The sequence below is a fragment of the Streptomyces sp. NPDC053750 genome, from assembly GCF_044544295.1.
GTDB lineage: Bacteria > Actinomycetota > Actinomycetes > Streptomycetales > Streptomycetaceae > Streptomyces.
Map to the genome: position 1 here is coordinate 868,261 of NZ_JBITXB010000001.1, position 21,055 is coordinate 889,315.

Below are 21,055 nucleotides of genomic sequence, written 5' to 3' on the forward strand. Positions count from 1 at the left end.
ATGAAGCGAATCGACAGCAACCCCCCGGCCGCGGGCAGCGCGGTCACCGTACGGGGGCTGGTCAAGCACTACGGCGAGACCAAGGCGCTGGACGGCGTCGACCTCGATGTGCGCGAGGGCACCGTGATGGGTGTGCTCGGGCCGAACGGCGCCGGCAAGACCACCCTCGTCCGCATCCTGTCCACCCTCATCACACCCGACGCCGGGCAGGCCCACGTCGCCGGCTACGACGTCGTACGGCAGCCCCGGCAGCTGCGGCGGGTCGTAGGACTCACCGGGCAGTACGCGTCCGTGGACGAGAAGCTCCCCGGCTGGGAGAACCTCTACCTGATCGGCCGGCTGCTCGACCTGTCCCGCAAGGAGGCCCGCGCGCGGGCCGACGAGCTGCTGGAGCGGTTCTCGCTCACCGAGGCCGCCAAGCGGCCCGCGGGCACCTACTCCGGCGGCATGCGGCGCCGCCTCGACCTGGCCGCCTCCATGATCGGACGCCCCGCCGTCCTCTACCTGGACGAGCCCACCACCGGCCTGGACCCGCGCACCCGCAACGAGGTGTGGGACGAGGTCAAGCGTATGGTCGGCGACGGCGTCACCGTGCTGCTCACCACCCAGTACATGGAGGAGGCCGAGCAGCTCGCCTCCGAACTGACCGTCGTCGACCGGGGCAAGGTCATCGCGAACGGCGGCATCGAGGAGCTGAAGGCGAAGGTGGGTGGCCGCACCCTGCGCATCCGCCCGGCCGACCCGCTGCACCTGCGCCCGCTCGCCTCCTACCTGGACGAGCTGGGCATCACCGGGCTCGCCAGCTCCACCGTGGACACGGAGCGCGGTGCCGTCCTGGTGCCGATCCTCAGTGACGAGCAGCTGACCGCCGTGGTCGGCGCGGTCACCGCGCGCGGCATCACGATCGCCGCCATCACCACCGAACTGCCCAGCCTGGACGAGGTCTTCCTGTCCCTCACCGGCCACCGCGCCAGTGCCCCGCAGGACCCCGCGCCCGCCCCCGACGCCCGCGAGGAGGTCGCCGTATGAGCGCCGCCACCATCACTCCGACTCCCGCTCCCGACGCCCGGATCTCGCTGCGCGGGCACGTACGCCACACCAGCGCGCTGGTCCGCCGCAACCTGCTGTGGATCAGACAGGACCCGGAGTCGATGTTCGACGCCATCCTCTTCCCGGTCGTCTTCACCCTGCTGTTCGTCTACGTCTTCGGCGGCTCCATCGGGCAGTCGCTGGGCGGCGGTCAGCAGGCGTACGTGCAGTACGTCGTGCCCGGCCTGATGGCCATGATGGGCATGAACATGGCCCAGGGGGTCGGCACCGGCTTCAACCAGGACTTCAACTCCGGGGTCATGGACCGCTTCCGGTCCCTGCCGATCGGGCGCGGCTCGGTGCTGTTCGCGAAGATCGCCGTGGAGCTGCTGCGGATGCTGTTCGCCACCGCTGTCCTGCTGATCGTCGGCGTGCTGGTGGGCTTCGACATCACCAACTGGGGTGGTCTGCTGGCCTCCGTGGGGCTGTCGGTGCTGTTCGGCTCGGCCCTGATGTGGATCTTCCTCACCCTCGGCGTGATGATGAAGAACGCCCAGTCCGTGCAGGCGATGGGCTTCCTGGTGCTGATGCCCCTGCAGTTCGGCTCGTCGATCTTCGCGCCGCCCGGGTCCATGCCGGGGTGGCTGCAGGCCTTCACCGACTACAACCCGCTGTCGAACCTCGCCGACGCCGCGCGCGGCCTGATGGTGGGCGGCCCCGTCGCACACGACCTGTGGCTGACCGTCGGCTGGTCGGTGGCCCTGACGGCGGTGATGGCGCCGGTGGCGATCCACAAGTTCCGTACGAAGGCCTGACGAGGGTCAGACCAGGGCGACGGCCTCCTGGGCGGAGAGGCCGGCGCCCTCGGCGTACGCGGTCTCGTACGCCTCGGCGCCGAGTGCCTCGCGGACCCGCCGGGTCGCCTGTGCGCGGGCGTCCCGCTCCAGGCCCGTCTCGACGTGGTCCGGCGGCAGCATCGCGTCGGCGGCACCGAGACACCGCGCGGCGTCCACGGCCCGCCGCCCGCCGTCCACACGGGCCAGCGCCATCGCGGCGATGGCCAGGTACGAGGAGCGCATGTGCGGGGCGATGGCCGCGGACAGCGGGTCGTCGGCCCGCTCCAGCGACTTGCGCACCTTCTCCAGACACTGCTCGTGCCGGTCCTCCAGCGTGGCGATCCATGCCTCCGCGGCGAGGATGAACGCGTCGAAGACGACGAAGTGGGAGATGGAGAAGTCCTCGCGCAGCAGCTGCAACTGCTCGCGGGCCGCGGCGGTCCGGCCGGTCATGCCGAGCCGGCCGGCGAGGAAGAGCCGGGCGGCCGGCATGGCGGCGTTGTGCCCCGTCCCCTCGGTCCGGTCGATTACGGCGCGCAGGATGCGCTCGCCCTCCTCGGCGTCGCCCGCCTCCATCAGCACGCTGCCGAGACGGGCGTCCAGGATGGCCACCTGGGCGTGCGCGCCCAGCCGCCCGGCGTATTCCGCGGCGGCCCGGTAGTCGGCGGCGGCGAGCCGGAACTCGCCCTTGCGCTCACGGGCCTCGGCGCGGGCGGAGAGGGCCTCGGCGGTGCCCCAGGCGTCGCCGAGGCGGCGGTAGATCTCCAGCGCCTCGTCGGCGTCGCCGGTGGCGTCGCCCGCCCACTCGGTGCGGTTGGCGAGGAAGTTGGCGCGCATCTGGAGGCTGCCGGCCAGCGCCCATTCGAACCCCGGTGTCTCGCGGCAGGTGCGCACCGAGGCGTTCATGATCTCGCGCAGCCGCTTCATGTCGCCGGAGAGCATCACGGCGAAGAACCAGAGCAGGCCGGGAGGGGTGCAGGTCTGGGGCAGGCCGGGCTCGTACGTCTCGGCGATGACCCGCAGTTTCCGCCTGGCCTCCGGTTTCTGCCAGGCGTCCAGCTCGGTGTCCATGCAGGCGAGGTGGGCGAGGTGGATCCCGCGCCGGGCCTCGGCGAGCACCTCGCCGGTCATCGGGGGCGGGGCGGCCGTGCACCGCTCCCACACCGGCTCGGCGCGGCGCACCGGCTCGGTGAACGGGTCCGGGCCGAGCGCCATGACCTCGCTGAACCAGTTCCGGGCCTCGACCCGCAGGTCGCGCATCTGCCAGTACCAGACCAGCGAGAGGGACAGGCTCAGGGCCTCCTGCTCGTCGCGCTCGGCGATGGCGTGGCGCAGGGCGGTGCGCAGGTTCTCGTACTCGCGCTCCAGCCGCTCGATGGCGGCGAGTTGCTGCGGGCCGCGCAGCAGCGGGTCGGTGGTGCGGGCGAGTTCGCGGTAGTACGTCAGGTGCGCGCGTTCGGCGCCGGCCCGGCCACCGGCCTCGTCGAGGCGTTCGCCGGCGTATTCGGCGACGGTCTCCAGGAGTCGGTAGCGCATGCCGTCGGCTCCGGACGGTGCGGCCACGACCAGGGACTTGTCGACCAGCGAGCCGAGCGCGTCCAGGGCTGCGGGCCCGCACACGGCCTCGGCGGCGGAGAGGTCGCAGCCGCCCGCGAAGACGGACAGGCGGCACAGCACGTCCCGTTCCTCCGCGTCGAGCAGGTCCCAGGACCAGTCGACGACCGCGCGCAGCGTCTGCTGGCGGGGCAGGACGGTGCGGCTGCCGGAGGTGAGGAGGCGGAACCGGTCGTCGAGGCGGTCGGCGATCTGCCGCGGGGTGAGCATACGGAGCCGGGCGGCGGCCAGTTCGATGGCGAGCGGCAGGCCGTCCAGGCGGCGGCAGATCTCGGCGCAGGCCGCCGCGGTCGCCTCGTCGGCGTCGGTGCGGAAGCCGGGGCGGGCGGCGGCACCCCGGTCGGCGAGCAGCCGCAGCGCCGCCGGTTCCGGCAGCGGCTCCACGGGGCGCAGCAGCTCCCCCGGGACCCCGAGTGGTTCGCGGCTGGTGGCGAGGACGGTCACGTGGGGGCAGCGGGCCAGCAGCTCCTCGGCCAGGCGAGCGGCGGCGTCGACGACGTGCTCGCAGTTGTCGAGGACGATCAGCATGCGGCGCCGGCCGCAGTGCTCGACGAGGCGCTCGACGGCGGTGGCCTGCCGGTCGGTCGCGGTGACGGCCCGCATCTCCTCGGCGCCGGCGCCGAACAGCACGGTCTCGCGGGCGCCGACGGCGGTCAGCACGGCCTCCGGTACGGCGTCGGGGTCGTCGACGGGGGCGAGCTCGGCCAGCCACACCCCGTCCCGTGCCGTGTCCCCGGCGCTCTCGGCGGCCTCCTGCGACAGCCGGGTCTTGCCGGCGCCGCCCGGCCCGAGCAGGGTGACGAGCCGGGTGGTCGCCAGGTCGGCGCGGAGGGTCTCCAGGTCGTCGTCGCGGCCGACGAAGGAGGTGAGCCGGGCCCGCAGGTTGCCCCGGGGGCGGGAGGCCGGAGCGGCGGGTGCGTCGGCCGGCGTGGGCGTCACGGGCGGCGTCGCGGGCGCCGTCGGGGGCATCGTCGCGGGGTTGAGCAACTGCCCGTGCAGTTCCCGCAGTTCCGGCCCCGGATCGGCACCCAGTCGGTCGGCGAGCAGCCGGCGTACGGCGTCGTAGGCGGCCAGCGCCTCGGCGGTGCGGCCGGTGTCGCGCAGGGCGCGCAGCCGCAGCGTCTGGAGGGGCTCGTCCAGGGGGTGGCCGTCGCACAGGGCGGTCAGCTCGGGCAGGGAGTGCTCGGCCTGCCCGAGCTCCAGGGCGGCGGTGTGGCGGGCGCGCAGGACGTCCAGGTGCCGGGTCTCCCAGCGGGCGGCCTCGGCGGCACGGTCGGGCAGGTCGGCGAGGGCGGGGCCGCGCCACAGGGCGAGGGCGTCGTCGAGCACGCCGGCCGCCTTGGCGGGGTCGCCGTCGGCGAGGGCGCGGATGCCGTCGCCGGCCAGCCGGTCGAAGCGGTGCAGGTCGATGTCGTCGGGGGCGGCGGTGAGGCGGTAACCACCGTCGGCCGAAGCGACCGCGTCCGCGCCGAGCGCCCGGCGCAGCCGCCCGACCAGCGCCTGCAACGCGCCTGGCGCGTCGGCGGGCGGGTCGCCGTCCCACACCTCCTCCACCAGCAGCCCCACGGGCACGGCACGGCCGGACCTCAGGGCGAGCACGGTCAGCAGCGCGCGCAACCGCGCCCCGCCGACCAGGACGGCGGTGCCGTCGGAGCGGAGTACCTGCGTGGTGCCGAGAATGCGATAGCGCACGGCCCCATTGTCCCTGGTACCGCCAGGACCGGTCACGGGGATTACCCGGCGCGGCGCCAAGGCCCCCGCCCCTGCGGCACCGGGGCCCGGGAACCGTACGGGGATTGCGCCGTGGGACCTCAAGGCCACCGCGCGAGTGCGGCGCCCTGGCCCCCGCAGCGTGCGGCGTCAAGGTCTCCGCGCGGTGCGGTACCGGGGCGGGGAACCGGCCCGCCGGGGCCGGCACGGGGTTGTGCGGGGGTGCGGCGCCACGGGCTCCGCGCGCTCCGGTGCCAAGGTTCCCGCGGCGTGCGACGTGCGGCGTGCGACGTCAAGGCTTCCGCGGTGCGGTGCCGGGGCCCGGGAACCGGTGGGCGGGCGTGGGACGTTTTGGGGGCAGGCCGGTACGGTCGGGCAGTCCCGTCGGTCGGGCTGCCCCGGTGGCCCGCCGTGTGTCCGCGAGTCAGGGAGTCCCATGACCACCGCCGCCGCCCGCCCCAGCGACCGGAGGATCAGTCCCGTCTTCCTCGGGATCGTCGCCGTCACCGCGGTCACGGGCTGGGCCACCTGGACCGGGTTCGCCGAGCAGCCGGGCGTGGCCGTGTTCCTGTTCGTGACCGCCGCGTGGATCGTGTCGCTGTGCCTGCACGAGTACGCGCACGCCCGCACCGCGCTGCACAGCGGCGACATCTCGGTCGGCGCGAAGGGCTACCTCACCCTGAACCCGGTCAAGTACACGCACGCCCTGCTCAGCATCGTGCTCCCCGTGCTGTTCGTGATCATGGGCGGCATCGGTCTGCCGGGCGGTGCCGTGTTCATCGAGCGCGGGCGGATCCGGGGCCGCTGGCGGCACAGTCTGATCTCGGCGGCGGGCCCGCTGACGAACGTGCTGTTCGCCGTGGTGTGCACGGCCCCGTTCTGGCTGGACGCGCTGGACGGCGTGCCGCGCGACTTCCGGCTCGCGCTGGCCTTCCTCGCGCTGCTCCAGGTCACGGCCGCGATCCTGAACTTCCTGCCGGTGCCGGGGCTGGACGGCTACGGCGTGATCGAGCCCTGGCTCTCGTACAACGTGCGGCGGCAGGTGGAGCCGCTCGCGCCGTTCGGCCTGCTGATCGTGTTCGCGCTGCTGTGGATCCCGTCCGTCAACGCGGTGTTCTTCGACGCGATCGACGCGATCCTGCGCGCGCTGGGGATCGGCGAGATCGACACGTACTGCGGCTTCGAGCTCTACCGCTTCTGGCAGACGGACCCGCTGTGCGAGGTCAGCCCGTGACGGACGTGGAGCGCCGCGCGTCCTTGCCGCGCTTGACGTAGTACCAGCACATGTTGGACGACAGCCCCGACAGCAGCACCCACACGACGCCGATCAGCACGCTGCCCTGCACGAAGGAGACGACGGCGGCGGCCACGGCGAGGACGCAGACGACCAGGGCGTAGAGGGCGAGGCGGGGCATGGGGCGGGCTCCTGTCGGGGGACACGTGCGGGTACTGCGCCGGCGCGGCCGGCACCCACCAGTGTCCCCCATCGCCTCACACGTCCGTGACGCGGAGCCCGGCGTGTGCCTTGTAGCGGCGGTTGACGGAGATCAGGTTGGCGACCAGCGACTCCACCTGGTGGGCGTTGCGCAGCCGCCCGGCGAAGACCCCGCGCATGCCGGGGATGCGGCCGGCCAGGGCCTGCACGATCTCCACGTCGGCGCGCACCTCGCCGAGCACCATCACATCGGTGTCGATCTCGTCGATCTCCGGGTCCTGGAGGAGGACCGCCGACAGGTGGTGGAAGGCGGCGGTGACCCGGCTGTCCGGCAGCAGCGCGGCGGCCTGCTCGGCGGCGCTGCCCTCCTCGGGCTTGAGCGCGTAGGCGCCCTTCTTGTCGAAGCCGAGCGGGTTGACGCAGTCGACGACGAGCTTGCCGGCCAGTTCCTCGCGCAGCGACTGAAGGGTCTTGCCGTGGCCCTCCCACGGCACGGCGACGATCACCACGTCGCTGCGCCGTGCGGTCTCGGCGTTGTCGGCGCCCTCGACGCCGTGCCCGATCTCCTCGGCGGCGGCCTCGGCACGCTCGGCGGCGCGCGAGCCGACGATCACCTTCTGGCCGGCCTTGGCGAGGCGGTAGGCGAGGCCCTTGCCCTGGGGGCCGGTGCCGCCGAGCACGCCGACGACCAGCCCGGAGACGTCGGGCAGGTCCCAGGGGTCCTTGGCGGGGGCCTTCTGTGCAGCACTGTCGGTAGAGGTCATGGGCCGACCCTACGTCCGACCGGCCCGCCGCACCGGCGCGGGTGCCGCGGTCCGGACACCGTCCCCGGTCGGGCGAATCGGCGGCGAACGCCGGGTCACGCGCCGCCGGTTGAGGCAGGATGCGGGCGCATGGACGCCGTACGGGTCGCGCTGCTGCGGGAAGTGCTCGCCGGGACGGAGTGGCTGGGAGCCACCCGGAGGTTCGCGGGGGCGCTGCGGGAGTCGGTCGTGCCGCACGGGGGCGGCCTGCTGCTGGTGGGCACCGCCGGGCACGAGCCGTGGCACCTGGCGGCGCACCTCGTGGACGAGGCCGCCTGGTCGGGGACGCCGGAGCTGGCCCCCACGCTCGTACGGCACGACGCGCGCCCGTCGGATCCGGCACATCTGGCGGTGGGGCTGGGGCGGCTGGCGGCGGCACGCCGCGGGGAGACCCTGCTCGTGGTGACGCCCGACACCCCGGACGCCCCGCTCCTGGAACGGGTGCACGACGCCCGCCGGGCCGGTACGACGGTGCTGGCGCTGGGCACGGGCGAGCGGGAGCTGACGGCCATGGCGCACGAGGCGCTGACCGTGCCGGACGGGGCGGAGTTGGACCTGGACACCGTGCAGCACCTGGTCAGCGCGGCGGCCGGGGAGAACGCGGTGCCGCCCCCGCGCGGCCGCCACCGCTTCCGGGACCGCCTGTCCCGCCTGGCCGACCACCTGACCGCCCCGCCCCCACCGCACTGGTGACGAGCGCCGGCCCGCCGCTCCGGGCCGCCGTCGCCCGTGGTGCGAATGTGCCCGTTGGGTCACAGAGCGGCCCATGTCGGTGGTCTTCGGAACTCCGCACGCCGACTCGCGCGTCCTCGTGCCCGTACGGCCGTCGAGGGACGGCAGGATCGGAACCGATCATCCCCTATGGTGCTGAGTCACGGGGGGCGACGGTATGCACGGCGGGCAGTGAGGCGACGGTATGGCGCAGCAGGCGTACATGACGGAGACGGACAGCGGCGGCTCGGATCCCGAGCGCCGGCAAAACCGGCTTCGGCGCCTGTTCGACCGGGTGGTCACCGGCTGGCGCGGCGACCGGCGGATCTGGCGCCGGGGCCTCATCACCGCCGCCGTCGCCGTCGTCCTGGCCGGGGTCATGGCGGCCCACTCGCACATCCCGAACGCCATCGGCAACCTCGGCAGCCTCACGGAGACGTTCCTGCCGTGGTTCGGCCTGCTGATCCCGGTCCTGCTGGTGATCGCCCTCGCCCGCAAGTCGGCGACCGCGCTGATCGCGCTGGTGCTCCCGGTGAGCGTGTGGCTCAACCTCTTCGGTGGCCTGCTCTTCGACAAGACCGGCGCCGGCGGCGACCTCACGGTGGCCACGCACAACGTCAACGCCGCCAACGCCGACCCCGCCGGCACCGCCCGCGCAGTGGCCGCGTCCGGCGCGGACGTGCTGGCCCTGGAGGAGCTGAAGGCGGCGGCGGTGCCGACGTACGAGAAGGCACTGGAGTCGAAGTACCGCCACCACGCGGTCGTGGGCACCGTCGGGCTGTGGAGCAAGTACCCCCTCAGCGACGTGCGGGCCGTCGACATCGAGCTCGGCTGGAAGCGCGCGATGCGCGCCACCGTCGCCACCCCGTCCGGGCCGCTCGCGGTGTACGTCGCCCACCTGCCCTCCGTCCGGGTGAAGCTGGAGGCCGGCTTCACCGCCCGGCAGCGGGACAAGAGCGCCGACGCCCTCGGCGAGGCGATCGCCGACGAGACGCTGCCCCGCAAGATCCTGCTCGGCGACCTCAACGGCACCATGAACGACCGCGCGCTCACCGCGATCACCTCCCAGATGCGTTCGCCGCAGGGCGCCGTGGGGGGCGGCTTCGGCTTCAGCTGGCCGGCGTCGTTCCCGATGGCCCGCATCGACCAGATCCTGGTCGACGGCGTCGAACCGCTGAGCAGCTGGACGCTCCCGGCCACCGGCAGCGACCACCTCCCGATCGCCGCGCGTGTGAAGGTCGACACAACGGCTTCCTGAGATTCGTCGGCGGAATACTCGCCCTGAGAGGCTTTGTTCCGTACGGGAACATAGGCGTTCCAGACGTACAGATGCACGTACAGACGCTCATCCCGTACGGACCCCCGCTCTCGAAAGCGAGTTTTCCTTCATGCCCCTGGCCCTGCTCGCCCTTGCCGTGGGCGCCTTCGGCATCGGTACGACCGAGTTCGTGATGATGGGCCTGCTGCCCGACGTCGCGGACGACCTGAACATCTCCATCCCCAGCGCCGGCCACCTGGTCTCGGCCTACGCGCTGGGCGTCGTCATCGGCGCCCCGCTGCTCGCCGCGGCGACCGCGCGGATGTCCCGCCGTACGGTGCTGATCGCGCTGATGGCCCTCTTCGTGGCCGGCAACGCGTTGTCCGCGTTCGCCCCCGGCGAGGTCTCCCTGCTCGCCGCCCGCTTCGTCAGCGGCCTGCCGCACGGCGCCTTCTTCGGCGTCGGCGCGGTGGTGGCCACCGGCATGGTGGCACCGGAACGCAAGGCCCGCTCCGTCTCCCTGATGTTCCTGGGCCTCACCGTCGCCAACATCGTCGGCGTGCCCGCGGCCACCGCCATGGGCCAGCAGCTCGGCTGGCGGGCGACCTTCCTCGGCGTGAGCGCGATCGGCGTCGCGGCGATAGCGGCCCTGGTCGCCCTGATCCCGCGCGAGAACGCCCCCGCCCCCACCACGGGCCTGCGCGGCGAACTGGCCGCCCTGCGCTCCGTCCCCGTCTGGCTGGCCCTCGGCACGACGGTCGCCGGCTTCGGCGCGCTGTTCGCCGCGTACAGCTACATCACGCCGATGCTCACGGACGCCGCCGGCTTCGCCGAGGCCAGCGTGACGCTGCTGCTCGCCCTGTTCGGCGTCGGCGCCACCGCGGGCAACCTGCTGGGCGGCCGCCTGGCCGACCACTCCCTGCGCGGCACCCTCTTCGGCGGCCTCGCCTCGCTGGTCGTCGTCCTCGCCCTCTTCCCGCTCCTGATGCGCACGGAGGTCACGGCGGCCGCCGCCGTCGCCCTCCTCGGCATGGCCGCCTTCATCACCGGCTCGCCCCTCCAGCTGATGGTCATGGAAAAGGCGTCGGCGGCCCCCTCCCTCGCCTCCTCGGCCAACCAGGCCGCCTTCAACCTCGCCAACGCCGGCGGCGCCTGGATCGGCGGCCTCGCCCTGGCAGCGGGCTTCGGCGTGACGTCCCCGGCGACGGCGGGCGCGGGCCTGGCGGTGCTCGGCCTGGCGGTCGCGGCCGCGGCGTGGGCGGTCGACCGACGCCGGGCCGTCGCTGCTCCGGTGCCCGGGCGGGAGCGCGTGGTCGCGGGGCACGTGCCGGAGGAGGCGGAGCCGGTACGACGGTGACGTGCGGGGCGACCCGCACTGACCGCGGGGGAGCCGGCGACCGGCGGGGACGCCGAAATCCGCGTGCGAAGCCGCCCTCCCCGCACGAGGATGCGGGGCATGACCGCCCTCGTCACCGCCCCCGCCCGCCTCGGTGAGACCCGCCTGCCGGACGGGCGCCAGCTCGGCTGGGCCGAGTGGGGCCCACCGGACGGCGTGCCGGTCCTGCTCTGCCCCGGCGCCGCCACGAGCCGCCGGCTCGGCTTCGGCGCCGGCGTCGTGGAGGCGCTCGGCGTCCGCCTGGTCTCCGTGGACCGCCCCGGCCTGGGCGCCTCCACACCCGCCCCCGGCCGCACCTTCGCCGACTTCGCCGCCGACATGCGCGCCCTGTGCGCCCTGCGGGCCCTGGACCGCCCGGCCGTGGTCGGCAACTCACAGGGCGCCCCGTTCGCCCTCGCCTGCGCGGAGGCGGGCGTCGCCTCCGCACTGGCCCTCGTCTCGGCCGCGGACGAGGTGGCGGCCCCCGAGTTCGCCGCCGCACTGCCCGCGGAGTTGCGCGCACTGACCGAACGCGCCGTGCGGGACCCCTCCGGCGCCGAAGACTTCTTCGCCGGGTTCGACGCGGACACGATGTGGAACATGGTCATGGGCGGCAGCCCGGACTGCGACCTCGCCGTGTACCGGGAGGAAGGCTTCTCGTCCGCCTACCGCCGCGCCCTGGCGGAGGGCTTCGCCCAGGGCGCGGCGGCCGGCTACGCCCGCGACACGGTCCTCGCCATGGGACGCTGGCCCTTCACGCTCGACGCCGTCACCGTCCCGGTCGACATCTGGTACGGCGAACACGACACCGGCCACTCCCCGGACAACGGCACCCTCCTCGCGACCCGAATACGGGGTTCCCGCCGCCGCGTCGTACCGGACGCCGGGGGTGCGGTGCTGTGGACCCACGCGGAGCCGATCCTGACCTCGCTGCTGGCCGGTCACCCGTTGGCGTGCGCGGGGTCCCGTTCCCGCCCGCAGGCGTAGTACGGCGCCCTAGCGTGTCGCCCGTCGCGATACGACGCGTACGAGGAGGGGTGCGGATGTCCGGGAACGGCGAGGCGGACGAGCCGGGTTGGGAGGTCGACCCGGACGACGAGTGGGGTGTGGCGGTCCTCGCCACCGTGGGACGCCAGCTGAAGCTGCGGCGCGAGGCGGTGGGGATGCGGGCGTCCGAGTTCGGGACGGCGGTGGGGTATGGGGAGGACCTGGTCTACAAGGTCGAGGGTGGGAAGCGGATTCCTCGGCGGGAGTATCTGCAGCGGGCCGATGAGGTGCTGGAGGCAGGCGGGCTGCTGATGGCGATGTGGGAGGACGTGGCGAAGGTCCGGTACCCGAAGCGGGTCAGGGAACTGGCGAAGCTGGAGGCCCAGGCGGTCGAGATCGGGCTGTACAGCACGCACAACGTGCACGGTCTGCTGCAGACCGAGGCGCACATGCGCGCGTTGTTCGACGCCTGGCTTCCTGCCTATTCGGAGGAGGAGACGGAACGCATGGTGGCCGCGCGGTTGGCTCGCCGCTCGGTCTACGACAGGTCTCCGGCGCCCACCCTCATCTTCGTGCAGGAGGAAGCGACGCTGCGCCGCCCGGTCGGAGGCAGGATGGTGTGGCGTCGGCAGCTCGAACGGCTACTGGAACTGGGGGAGTTGCGGAACGTGTCGATTCAGGTGATGCCGACCGACTGCGAGGAGCACATCGGGACGGGTGGTCTGATCGAAGTGCTCAAATTCCCCGACGGGACCGCGGTGGCGCGTTCAGAGGGGGCCTTTGCCGGGCGGCCAGTGACCGATCCGAAGCAGCTCAGGATCCTGGAACTGCGCTATGGCATGATCCGGGCCCAGGCTCTCACACCCCGAGAGTCGCGGGCCGTCATCGAACAGATGCTTGGAGAGTCATGATCCGCATCCCCGCAACCCTGGACGCGCCCACGCTGGTCTGGTTCAAGAGCAGCTACAGCAGCAGCGGAGACGGCAACGACTGCGTCGAGGTCGCGACAACCCCCGCAACCATCCACATCCGCGACTCCAAGCACCCCGACGGCCCCTACCTCGCCGTGCCCCCGGCCGCGTGGGCCGCGTTCGTGGCCGCCACCGGCAAGCAGTGAGCCCCGGACACAGTGGTCCGGGGCTCAGTCGCGCGCGGCTCAGACCATGGTCGTGTGCGCGTGGCCCTGTGCCGAGGCGCCGCCGAAGGGGGCCGCGGCGCCCAGGCCGGCGGTGACGGAGAACGGGCCGCCCTCCGCGTGGAGACCGGCACCGACGGCGCCGTCGGCCGTGATGAGCGCCGTGCCGATGGCGATGTTGCCGCCGGACACCTGGTCCAGGTCCGCGTCGGAGATCTCAGCCGTTTCGACCTGGGGGACGAGGTTCATGACAGGTCTTTCCTCTCGTACTGACGAAAAAGGGGAGCGGTGAAACACGCACGCCCCCGTTCCGGGGTTGGGGGATCCCGGAAACAGTCACCGGCGTGCCGCGCACCGATCAAAGCACGGGGGCTAATGGGCCACCATCCGCGTCCTGTTGACGGCCCGGACCCGAGCGTCCACGAGTTCATCAGTGTGTGCATGCGGTCGCGGAAAAGGCCTGCGTCTTCACGCTTCCCGCTGGTTTCGGGGCTCCCCGGGGCCGGGATGCGCGCAGATCGCCCTCCGCGCATCCGGCATGCCCCGCCCCTGCGACCGTGCGATGAACGGTGTGCAGGTCCGAGGGAGGTTTGGCGTCGGCCCCGGCCGTCCTACAGCACCGGCAGCGACTTCCGCAGCTCGAACGCCGTCACCTGCGACCGGTACTCCTCCCATTCCTGCCGCTTGTTGCGCAGGAAGAAGTCGAAGACGTGCTCGCCGAGGGTCTCGGCGACCAGGTCGCTGCGTTCCATCAGGGCGAGGGCCTCGCCCAGGTTCTGGGGGAGGGGCTCGATGCCCAGGGCGCGGCGCTCCGAGTCCGAGAGGGCCCAGACGTCGTCCTCGGCGCCCGGCGGGAGTTCGTAGCCCTCCTCGATGCCCTTGAGGCCGGCGGCCAGGAGGACGGCGTAGGTGAGGTACGGGTTGGCGCCGGAGTCGATGGAGCGGACCTCGACGCGGGCGGAGCCGGTCTTGCCGGGCTTGTACATGGGGACGCGGACGAGGGCCGAGCGGTTGTTGTGGCCCCAGCAGATGTAGGACGGGGCCTCGCCGCCCGCGCCGGCCGTGCGCTCGCTGCCGCCCCAGATGCGCTTGTACGAGTTCACCCACTGGTTCGTGACCGCCGAGATCTCCGCCGCGTGCCGCAGCAGGCCCGCGATGAAGGAGCGGCCGACCTTGGAGAGCTGGTACTCGGCGCCCGACTCGTAGAACGCGTTGCGGTCGCCCTCGAAGAGCGACAGGTGGGAGTGCATGCCCGAGCCCGGGTACTCCGAGAACGGCTTCGGCATGAAGGTGGCCTGGAGGCCCTGTTCGAGGGCCACCTGCTTCATGACCAGGCGGAACGTCATGATGTTGTCCGCCGTGGAGAGCGCGTCCGCGTAGCGCAGGTCGATCTCCTGCTGGCCCGGCGCGCCCTCGTGGTGGGAGAACTCCACCGAGATGCCCATCGACTCCAGCATGGTGATCGCCTGGCGGCGGAAGTCCATGCCGATGTTCTGCGGGGTGTGGTCGAAGTACCCGGAGTTGTCCGCGGGCGTCGGGACCGAGCCGTCGACCGGCTTGTCCTTCAGGAGGAAGAACTCGATCTCCGGGTGGGTGTAGAAGGTGAAGCCCAGGTCGGAGGTGCGGGCCAGGGCGCGCTTGAGGACGTAGCGCGGGTCCGCGAAGGACGGCGAGCCGTCGGGCATGAGGATGTCGCAGAACATCCGCGCCGTGCCGGGGGCCTCCGCGCGCCAGGGCAGGACCTGGAAGGTCGACGGGTCCGGCTTGGCGATCATGTCGGACTCGTAGACCCGGGCGAAGCCCTCGATCGCGGAGCCGTCGAAGCCGATGCCCTCGTCGAAGGCCTGCTCCAGCTCGGCCGGGGCCACGGCGACGGACTTCAGGAAGCCCAGCACGTCCGTGAACCACAGGCGTACGAACCGGATGTCGCGCTCCTCCAGCGTCCGGATCACGAACTCCTGCTGCTTGTCCATCTTCCGCTTCCCCATCCTTGCTGGTCAGGCCGCCTGTCTCCGGTACGGCGGGAGGCGGTCGGGCACCTGAGCATCACACCACAGCACGGTTTCGTACGCGTTGCGGGCCTCGATCGGCCCACCGGCCCTCCCCGCAGCGTAGAGGCCACGTGTTCGATCGGGCCATTCCTGGGGTCCCACGAGGACAGATCCTGTGATCTCCCTACGACTGAGCTCTCCTCCACCATTACGATCAGCGAACCTCACAGCCCCCTTTCCGAAGAAGTTTCCCCAGAAGGGCACACCCCATGGGTTCCGCCAAGAAGAGCAGCAACACGGCGCGACAGGCACGCATAGCCGAGATGCGGCGCGCCGAGGAGGCCCGCGAGCGCCGGAACCGGATCCTCACGATCGCGGTGAGCGCCGTGGTCGTCGCCGGTCTCGTCGTCGGCGGTGTCGTCCTCGTCCGGTCGCAGTCCGGCGACTCCGACGACGCCGCGGCGTCCGACGACAAGAGCACCGGCAAGTTCGTCGCCGGGGAGGACGGGGTGCAGACCTGGGAGGGGAACCTGTCCCGCAACCACGTCGCCAAGAAGGTGACGTACCCCGTCGAGCCCCCGGTCGGCGGCGACCACAACCAGGTCTGGATGAACTGCGACGGCGACGTGTACACCAAGCCGCTGAACAACGAGAACGCCGTGCACTCGCTGGAGCACGGCGCGGTGTGGGTGACGTACACCAGCAAGGCCCCGAAGGCCGAGGTCGAGAAGCTGGCCGCCAAGGTCAAGAAGACGCCGTACTCGCTGATGAGCCCGGTCGAGGGGCAGAAGGACCCGATCATGCTCTCCGCCTGGGGGCACCAGCGCACGGTGACGGGTGCCGACGACCCGAACGTGAACACGTTCTTCGAGAAGTTCGTCCAGGGCGAGCAGACCCCCGAGCCGGGTGCCGCCTGCACCAACGGGCTGTCCGAGTGACACCGCAACGGGCCGGCTGGATCGCGGGCGCCGCCGCGGCGGCGCTCGTCGCGGCCGGCGGCATCACCTACGCGGTCGCCGGGGACGACGGCGCGGACCGCGTCCCGTCCGCCGACTCCGCGGACGCCGGCTTCGCGCGGGACATGTCGGTGCACCACCAGCAGGCCGTGGAGATGTCGTACATCGTGCGCGACCGCACCGAGGACGAGGAGGTGCGGCGACTCGCGTACGACATCGCGCAGACGCAGGCCAACCAGCGCGGCATGATGATCGGCTGGCTCGACCTGTGGGGGTTGCCGAAGGTGTCGTCCGACCCGCCGATGACCTGGATGGGCATGGGGGACATGCCGTCCGCCGGCGAGGGCTCGCTGATGCCGGGGATGGCCACCGACGCCCAGATGGAGAAGCTCGGGACCCTCGACGGGAAGCAGGCCGAGGTCTACTACCTCCAGCTGATGACCGAGCACCACCGGGGCGGCGTCCACATGGCCGAGGGGTGCGTCGAGAAGTGCACGGTCGGGGTGGAGAAGCGGCTGGCCCGCGGGATGGTGGAGTCGCAGGAGTCGGAGATCCGGCTGATGGCGGACCTGTTGGCGGAGCGGGGCGCGAAGCCGCTGAAATGAGGCGGACATCGGGACGACACCCCATTGTGTCGTTCTGACGATTACACTGGGCGCGTGCCCCGACTACGACTCGCCCTGAACCAGATCGACTCCACCGTCGGCGACATCGCCGCGAACGCGGAGTCGGTCGTCCGCCGGACCCGGCACTCGGCCGAGCAGGGAGCCCACCTGGTGGCGTTCCCGGAAATGATGCTGACCGGGTACCCCGTCGAGGACCTGGCCCTGAGGTCGTCCTTCGTGGAGGCCTCCCGCGCCGCCCTGCGCTCCCTCGCGGCACGGCTCGCGGACGAGGGCCTCGGCGAGCTGCCGGTGGTCGTGGGCTACCTCGACCGCTCGGCGACCGCCCAGCCGAAGTACGGCCAGCCCGCCGGCGCCCCGCAGAACGCGGCGGCCGTGCTGTACGGCGGCGAGGTGGCGCTGAGCTTCGCCAAGCACCACCTGCCGAACTACGGCGTCTTCGACGAGTTCCGCTACTTCGTGCCCGGCGACACCATGCCGGTGGTGCGGGTGCGCGGCGTCGACGTGGCCCTCGCCATCTGCGAGGACCTGTGGCAGGACGGCGGCCGGGTGCCGGCCGCGCGCTCTGCCCACGCCGGGCTGCTGCTCTCCGTCAACGCCTCGCCCTACGAGCGCGACAAGGACGACACCCGGCTGGAGCTGGTGCGCAAGCGGGCCCAGGAGGCCGGGTGCACCACGGCGTACCTCGCAATGGTCGGCGGGCAGGACGAGCTCGTCTTCGACGGCGACTCGATCGTGGTCGACCGGGACGGCGAGGTCGTGGCGCGGGCCCCGCAGTTCTCCGAGCAGTGCATGGTCCTGGACCTCGACCTGCCGGCCGCCGACGCCGACGCCCCGGCCGGCGTGGTCGACGACGGGCTGCGCATCGACCGGGTGGTGCTGTCCGAGGAACCGGTGCCCGCCTACGCGCCCGAGCTGTCCGGCGGTCACGCCGAGCGGCTGGACGACGCCGAGGAGGTCTACTCGGCGCTGGTCGTCGGGCTGCGCGCGTACGTCGCCAAGAACGGCTTCCGCTCGGTGCTGATCGGGCTGTCCGGCGGCATCGACTCCGCCCTGGTCGCGGCGATCGCCTGCGACGCGGTGGGCGCGGAGCACGTGTACGGGGTGTCGATGCCGTCCAAGTACTCCTCCGGCCACTCCAAGGACGACGCGGCGGAGCTGGCGCGCCGCACCGGGCTCCACTACCGCACCGTGGCGATCGAGCCGATGTTCGACGCGTACATGGGTGCGCTCGGCCTGACCGGGCTCGCGGAGGAGAACCTCCAGTCCCGGCTGCGGGGGACGCTGCTGATGGCGATCTCCAACCAGGAGGGCCACCTCGTCCTGGCGCCGGGCAACAAGTCGGAGCTGGCGGTCGGGTACTCGACGCTGTACGGCGACTCCGTGGGCGCCTACGGACCCATCAAGGACGTCTACAAGACGTCCGTCTTCCGCCTGGCCGAGTGGCGCAACCGGGCCGCCGAGGCCCGCGGGCAGACCCCGCCGATCCCCGAGAACTCGATCACCAAGCCCCCGAGCGCCGAGCTGCGCCCCGGCCAGGTCGACACCGACTCGCTGCCGGACTACCCGGTGCTGGACGCCATCCTGGAGCTGTACGTCGACCGGGACCGGGGCGCTGACGAGATCGTGGCGGCCGGGTACGACCGGGCGCTGGTGGCGAAGACGCTGCGGATGGTCGACACCGCCGAGTACAAGCGCCGCCAGTACCCGCCGGGCACCAAGATCTCGCCGAAGGGCTTCGGCAAGGACCGCCGGCTGCCGATCACCAACCGCTGGCGGGAGTCGGGCTGACGGAGCCGTGCGGCCCCGCGGGGCGGCTCAGCCGACGCGGATGACGTGCTTCCCGCGCACGCCCCCGCGCTCCAGCGCCCGGTGGGCGGCGGCGATACCGGCGAGGGGGTGCACCGTGTCCACCACGGGACGCAGGGCGCCGCTCTCGGCCAGCGCCGTCAGCTCGGTGAGCAGGGGGCGGCCGGGGTTGCCGCTGAAGAACCGCACGCGGCGGGAGCCGAACACCGTCGACGCGAGCAGGTAGGCGAGCGAGGCGGCCGGGTTCGCGGTGTCGAAGGCGATCGCCACCATGCGGCCGCCCGGAGCCAGCAGCCCGCGGTAGGCGCGCAGTTCCGTGCCGACCGTGTCGAGGACGACGTCGAACCGGCCGAGGCCGGCCGCCCCGGTGGTGGCGTAGTCGAAGGCCTCGTCGGCGCCCAGGTCACGGACGAAGTCGAGATTCCGGGCCCCGGCGAGTGCCGTGACGTGGGCGCAGTAGGCCCGGCCGAGCTGGACGGCGACGCTGCCGACCCCGCCCGCCGCCCCGCGGACCAGCAGCCGTTCCCCCACGCGCAGGCGGGCCTTGTCCCGCAGGGCGACGACGGACGTCGTGCCTCCCGCGAGCAGGGACACCGCGTCCGTCGCGTCGAGGGCGGAGGGCGCGAGGGCCACCCGCTCGGGCGGTACGGCCACGAACTCCGCGGCGCTGCCGAACATCCGGCGGCGGGGGAGCAGCCCCCACACCCGGTCGCCGGCCGCGACGCCGGACCCGGGCGGCCCCGGCGTGACGACCTCGCCGACGAAGTCGATGCCGGTGCGTTTGGGGAAGCCCCGCCCGGTCAGGCCGGTCACCAGCCTGACCTTCCCGGCCCGCCCGGCCAGTTCGCCGCCGTTGACACTGGCGGCGAGGACGCGGACCAGGATCTCGCCGGGTGCGGCGACCGGCTTGGGCACGGTGCCCTCGTACAGGACCTCGGGAGGGCCGTACCTGTCGTACAGCGCGGCGCGCATCTCACTCATGCCCTGCACGCTAAGCCCGTAACCGGACGGGGTCGTCCACTTGAGCTAATGTGAGAAACATGGCCGCCGCTTCTTCTCGGATGCCGCCCGCACTGCGCGCGGACGCGCGCCACAACCGCGACCGCATCCTGGAGGCGGCCCGCGGTCTGTTCGCCGCCCGGGGCCTGGACGTTCCGATGGCGGCCGTGGCCCGTCGCGCCGGCGTCGGGGTCGCCACGCTCTACCGGCGCTTCCCCACCCGGGAGTCGCTCGTCACGACGGTCTTCGCGGACCAGCTCAGGATGTGCGCGGGCACCATCGACGAGGCCCTCGCCGACCCCGACCCCTGGGCGGGCTTCTGCGGGGTCGTCGAGAAGGTCTGCGCGCTGAACATCCTCGACCGGGGTTTCGCCGCCGCGTTCCTCACGGCGTTCCCGGACGCGACGGAGTTCGAGGAGACCCGCGTGCGCGCGGAGGAGGGGTTCGCGGTGCTCGCGCGGCGGGCGAAGGACGCGGGGCGGCTGCGCGCCGACTTCGACCGCAGCGACCTCACGCTCGTGTTCATGGCCAACAACGGCATCCACGCCCGGTCCACGGAGGCCGCCCTCGCGGCGTCCCGCCGCCTGGTGGCCCTCCTGCTGCACTCCTTCCGGGCCGACCTCGCCGCCCCGGAGGGCGCCGGGCCCCCGCTCCCGCCCCCGGCACCCCTCGACCTGTACCACCTGCCGTGGCCCGGGGCGGACAGCTCTTAGCCCTGCCCCTTCAGCTCCGTCAGCACCTGGTGCAACGGCTCCGTCGCCCTGCGCCGGTACTCCTGGACCGCCCAGCCGTTGCCGTCCGGGTCCTTGAAGTACATGAAGGTGGCGCCGTCGTCCGGCGCGTACTGCACCGGCTCGGAGACGTCGAGGCCGCGGCCCACCAGTTCCGCGTGGGCCGCCTTGATGTCGGCGACGCACAGCTGCAGCCCCTGGTACGAGCCGGGCTCGGGGCGGGTCTGTCCCTGGGCCATGTCCCAGATGGCGTCGCCGAGGGCGATCGAGCAGCCGGAGCCCGGGGGCGTCAGCTGGACGATCCGCATCCCCGGCATGACCTCCTGGTCGATGTCGACGTGGAAACCGACCTTGTCACGGTAGAAGTCCCGGGCGCGGTCGATGTCGGTCACGGGGAGCGGGATCACTTCGAGGGTGAAGTCCACGGCCATACTCCTTCGACGTCCTTGTCGAGCACGAGCAGTTGCACGAGCAGTCACACGAGCAATCAGTAGTGGTACCGCGCCTGCACGACGACCAGCACGTCGTCGCCCGGCTTGTACACCAGACGGTGCGTGTCGTCGATGCGCCGTGACCAGTAGCCCGACAGGTCGCCCTTCAGCGGCTCGGGCTTGCCGATGCCCTTGAACGGGTCACGGGTGATGTCGGCGATCAGTTTGTTGATCCGTTTGGTCATCTTCCGGTCGCTCTCGGCCCAGTGGACGTAGTCCTCCCAGCCGTGGGACGTGAAAGTGATCCTCACGCCCGCTCCGCGTCCGGGTCGATCAGTTCGCGCGGTCGCGCAGCGCCGGACTCGGCCTCCGCGATCGAGTCGAGCAGACGGCGCGCGTTCTTGGGCGACCGCAGGAGATGCACCGTCTCCGTCCAGGCCGTGAAGTCCTCCTCGGACATGAGCACGGCGTTTCCCTTGCGGGAGGTGATGTGCACCGGGGCATGGTCCTCGTTGACCTGCTCTATCAGCGGGAACAGGTTCTGACGGGCTTCGCTGGCGGTGATGGACATACCAGTGCCTCCCTTCGCGGCTTGTACAAGATATCGTACGAGTCCGGAGCG

Annotated in this window: 22 protein-coding genes; 13 read left to right on the top strand and 9 right to left on the bottom strand. The window is 72.5% G+C overall.

Annotation, left to right across the window (positions count from 1 at the left end; all coding sequences use genetic code 11):
• Both ACIGO6_RS03850 and ACIGO6_RS03855 read left to right on the top strand, forming a co-directional pair.
• Entirely contained in the window at positions 1 to 1,029 is a 1,029-nt protein-coding gene (locus tag ACIGO6_RS03850; RefSeq protein WP_399870827.1) for an ATP-binding cassette domain-containing protein, read from the top strand.
• Entirely contained in the window at positions 1,026 to 1,844 is an 819-nt protein-coding gene (locus ACIGO6_RS03855) for an ABC transporter permease (protein ID WP_399870830.1), read from the top strand. Before ACIGO6_RS03850 ends, ACIGO6_RS03855 begins: the two co-directional genes overlap by 4 nt.
• A 6-nt stretch (positions 1,845 to 1,850) precedes the next feature.
• Here ACIGO6_RS03855 and ACIGO6_RS03860 read toward each other — a convergent pair whose 3' ends face one another.
• A complete protein-coding gene (locus ACIGO6_RS03860) occupies positions 1,851 to 5,171 on the bottom strand; it encodes a BTAD domain-containing putative transcriptional regulator (protein WP_399870832.1) in 3,321 nt (1,106 codons plus the stop codon).
• A gap of 454 nt (positions 5,172 to 5,625) precedes the next feature.
• Between ACIGO6_RS03860 and ACIGO6_RS03865 the strand changes: the two genes are divergently transcribed.
• Complete coding sequence (locus tag ACIGO6_RS03865) at positions 5,626 to 6,423, top strand: site-2 protease family protein (RefSeq protein ID WP_399870834.1); 798 nt, start codon at positions 5,626 to 5,628, stop codon at positions 6,421 to 6,423.
• Here ACIGO6_RS03865 and ACIGO6_RS03870 read toward each other — a convergent pair.
• Positions 6,413 to 6,676, bottom strand: coding sequence for a hypothetical protein (locus ACIGO6_RS03870; protein ID WP_399870836.1), 264 nt, complete (start codon positions 6,674 to 6,676; stop codon positions 6,413 to 6,415). The genes ACIGO6_RS03865 and ACIGO6_RS03870 overlap by 11 nt on opposite strands.
• A gap of 4 nt (positions 6,677 to 6,680) precedes the next feature.
• On the bottom strand, positions 6,681 to 7,388 hold the full coding sequence (npdG, locus tag ACIGO6_RS03875; RefSeq protein WP_399870839.1) for an NADPH-dependent F420 reductase: 708 nt from the start codon (positions 7,386 to 7,388) through the stop codon (positions 6,681 to 6,683).
• Positions 7,389 to 7,517: 129 nt separating this feature from the next.
• Here npdG and ACIGO6_RS03880 point away from each other — a divergent pair, with 129 nt between their 5' ends.
• The 6 genes from ACIGO6_RS03880 to ACIGO6_RS03905 all read left to right on the top strand — a co-directional run bounded on the left by ACIGO6_RS03880 (position 7,518) and on the right by ACIGO6_RS03905 (position 12,875).
• Entirely contained in the window at positions 7,518 to 8,120 is a 603-nt protein-coding gene (locus ACIGO6_RS03880; protein WP_399870842.1) for a hypothetical protein, read from the top strand.
• Positions 8,121 to 8,343: 223 nt separating this feature from the next.
• On the top strand, positions 8,344 to 9,396 hold the full coding sequence (locus ACIGO6_RS03885; RefSeq protein ID WP_399870844.1) for an endonuclease/exonuclease/phosphatase family protein: 1,053 nt from the start codon (positions 8,344 to 8,346) through the stop codon (positions 9,394 to 9,396).
• A 130-nt stretch (positions 9,397 to 9,526) separates the two neighbouring features.
• A complete protein-coding gene (locus ACIGO6_RS03890) occupies positions 9,527 to 10,753 on the top strand; it encodes an MFS transporter (protein WP_399870846.1) in 1,227 nt (408 codons plus the stop codon).
• Between the two features lie 99 nt (positions 10,754 to 10,852).
• Positions 10,853 to 11,758, top strand: a complete 906-nt coding sequence (locus ACIGO6_RS03895; RefSeq protein ID WP_399870848.1) for an alpha/beta fold hydrolase — start codon at positions 10,853 to 10,855, stop codon at positions 11,756 to 11,758.
• Between the two features lie 56 nt (positions 11,759 to 11,814).
• Positions 11,815 to 12,669: a helix-turn-helix domain-containing protein gene (locus tag ACIGO6_RS03900; protein WP_399870849.1), complete on the top strand. Its 855-nt coding sequence runs from the start codon at positions 11,815 to 11,817 to the stop codon at positions 12,667 to 12,669.
• A complete protein-coding gene (locus tag ACIGO6_RS03905) occupies positions 12,666 to 12,875 on the top strand; it encodes a DUF397 domain-containing protein (RefSeq protein WP_399870852.1) in 210 nt (69 codons plus the stop codon). The genes ACIGO6_RS03900 and ACIGO6_RS03905 overlap by 4 nt, the downstream gene beginning before the upstream one ends.
• 39 nt (positions 12,876 to 12,914) lie before the next feature.
• Here the strand turns inward: ACIGO6_RS03905 and ACIGO6_RS03910 are convergent, their stop codons facing one another.
• A complete protein-coding gene (locus ACIGO6_RS03910; protein ID WP_399870854.1) occupies positions 12,915 to 13,142 on the bottom strand; it encodes a hypothetical protein in 228 nt (75 codons plus the stop codon).
• A gap of 362 nt (positions 13,143 to 13,504) precedes the next feature.
• Positions 13,505 to 14,866: a type I glutamate--ammonia ligase gene (gene glnA / locus ACIGO6_RS03915; protein WP_399870857.1), complete on the bottom strand. Its 1,362-nt coding sequence runs from the start codon at positions 14,864 to 14,866 to the stop codon at positions 13,505 to 13,507.
• Positions 14,867 to 15,153: 287 nt separating this feature from the next.
• On the opposite strand from glnA, the gene ACIGO6_RS03920 reads away from it, so the two are divergent.
• The 3 genes from ACIGO6_RS03920 to ACIGO6_RS03930 are packed head-to-tail and all read left to right on the top strand — an operon-like array spanning position 15,154 to position 18,254.
• On the top strand, positions 15,154 to 15,822 hold the full coding sequence (locus ACIGO6_RS03920; protein WP_399870860.1) for a DUF3105 domain-containing protein: 669 nt from the start codon (positions 15,154 to 15,156) through the stop codon (positions 15,820 to 15,822).
• Positions 15,819 to 16,445, top strand: a complete 627-nt coding sequence (locus tag ACIGO6_RS03925) for a DUF305 domain-containing protein (protein WP_399870863.1) — start codon at positions 15,819 to 15,821, stop codon at positions 16,443 to 16,445. The genes ACIGO6_RS03920 and ACIGO6_RS03925 overlap by 4 nt, the downstream gene beginning before the upstream one ends.
• Positions 16,446 to 16,499: 54 nt before the next feature.
• Entirely contained in the window at positions 16,500 to 18,254 is a 1,755-nt protein-coding gene (locus tag ACIGO6_RS03930) for an NAD+ synthase (protein WP_399870865.1), read from the top strand.
• 27 nt (positions 18,255 to 18,281) lie between these two features.
• Here the strand turns inward: ACIGO6_RS03930 and ACIGO6_RS03935 are convergent, their stop codons facing one another.
• Positions 18,282 to 19,253 carry an NAD(P)-dependent alcohol dehydrogenase gene (locus ACIGO6_RS03935; RefSeq protein WP_399870867.1) on the bottom strand — a complete coding sequence of 324 codons (972 nt, stop codon included), beginning with the start codon at positions 19,251 to 19,253 and terminating at the stop codon, positions 18,282 to 18,284.
• Between the two features lie 59 nt (positions 19,254 to 19,312).
• Here ACIGO6_RS03935 and ACIGO6_RS03940 point away from each other — a divergent pair, with 59 nt between their 5' ends.
• Positions 19,313 to 19,984 carry a TetR/AcrR family transcriptional regulator gene (locus tag ACIGO6_RS03940; RefSeq protein WP_399870870.1) on the top strand — a complete coding sequence of 224 codons (672 nt, stop codon included), beginning with the start codon at positions 19,313 to 19,315 and terminating at the stop codon, positions 19,982 to 19,984.
• Here the strand turns inward: ACIGO6_RS03940 and ACIGO6_RS03945 are convergent.
• The 3 genes from ACIGO6_RS03945 to ACIGO6_RS03955 all read right to left on the bottom strand — a co-directional run bounded on the left by ACIGO6_RS03945 (position 19,981) and on the right by ACIGO6_RS03955 (position 21,004).
• A complete protein-coding gene (locus ACIGO6_RS03945) occupies positions 19,981 to 20,427 on the bottom strand; it encodes a VOC family protein (RefSeq protein WP_399870872.1) in 447 nt (148 codons plus the stop codon). The genes ACIGO6_RS03940 and ACIGO6_RS03945 overlap by 4 nt on opposite strands.
• A 62-nt stretch (positions 20,428 to 20,489) precedes the next feature.
• The gene (locus ACIGO6_RS03950; RefSeq protein ID WP_399870875.1) at positions 20,490 to 20,744 is read right to left on the bottom strand and encodes a Txe/YoeB family addiction module toxin; all 255 of its coding nucleotides are present in this window, start codon (positions 20,742 to 20,744) and stop codon (positions 20,490 to 20,492) included.
• Positions 20,741 to 21,004, bottom strand: a complete 264-nt coding sequence (locus ACIGO6_RS03955) for a type II toxin-antitoxin system Phd/YefM family antitoxin (protein WP_399870878.1) — start codon at positions 21,002 to 21,004, stop codon at positions 20,741 to 20,743. Before ACIGO6_RS03955 ends, ACIGO6_RS03950 begins: the two co-directional genes overlap by 4 nt.
• Positions 21,005 to 21,055 lie beyond the last annotated feature (51 nt).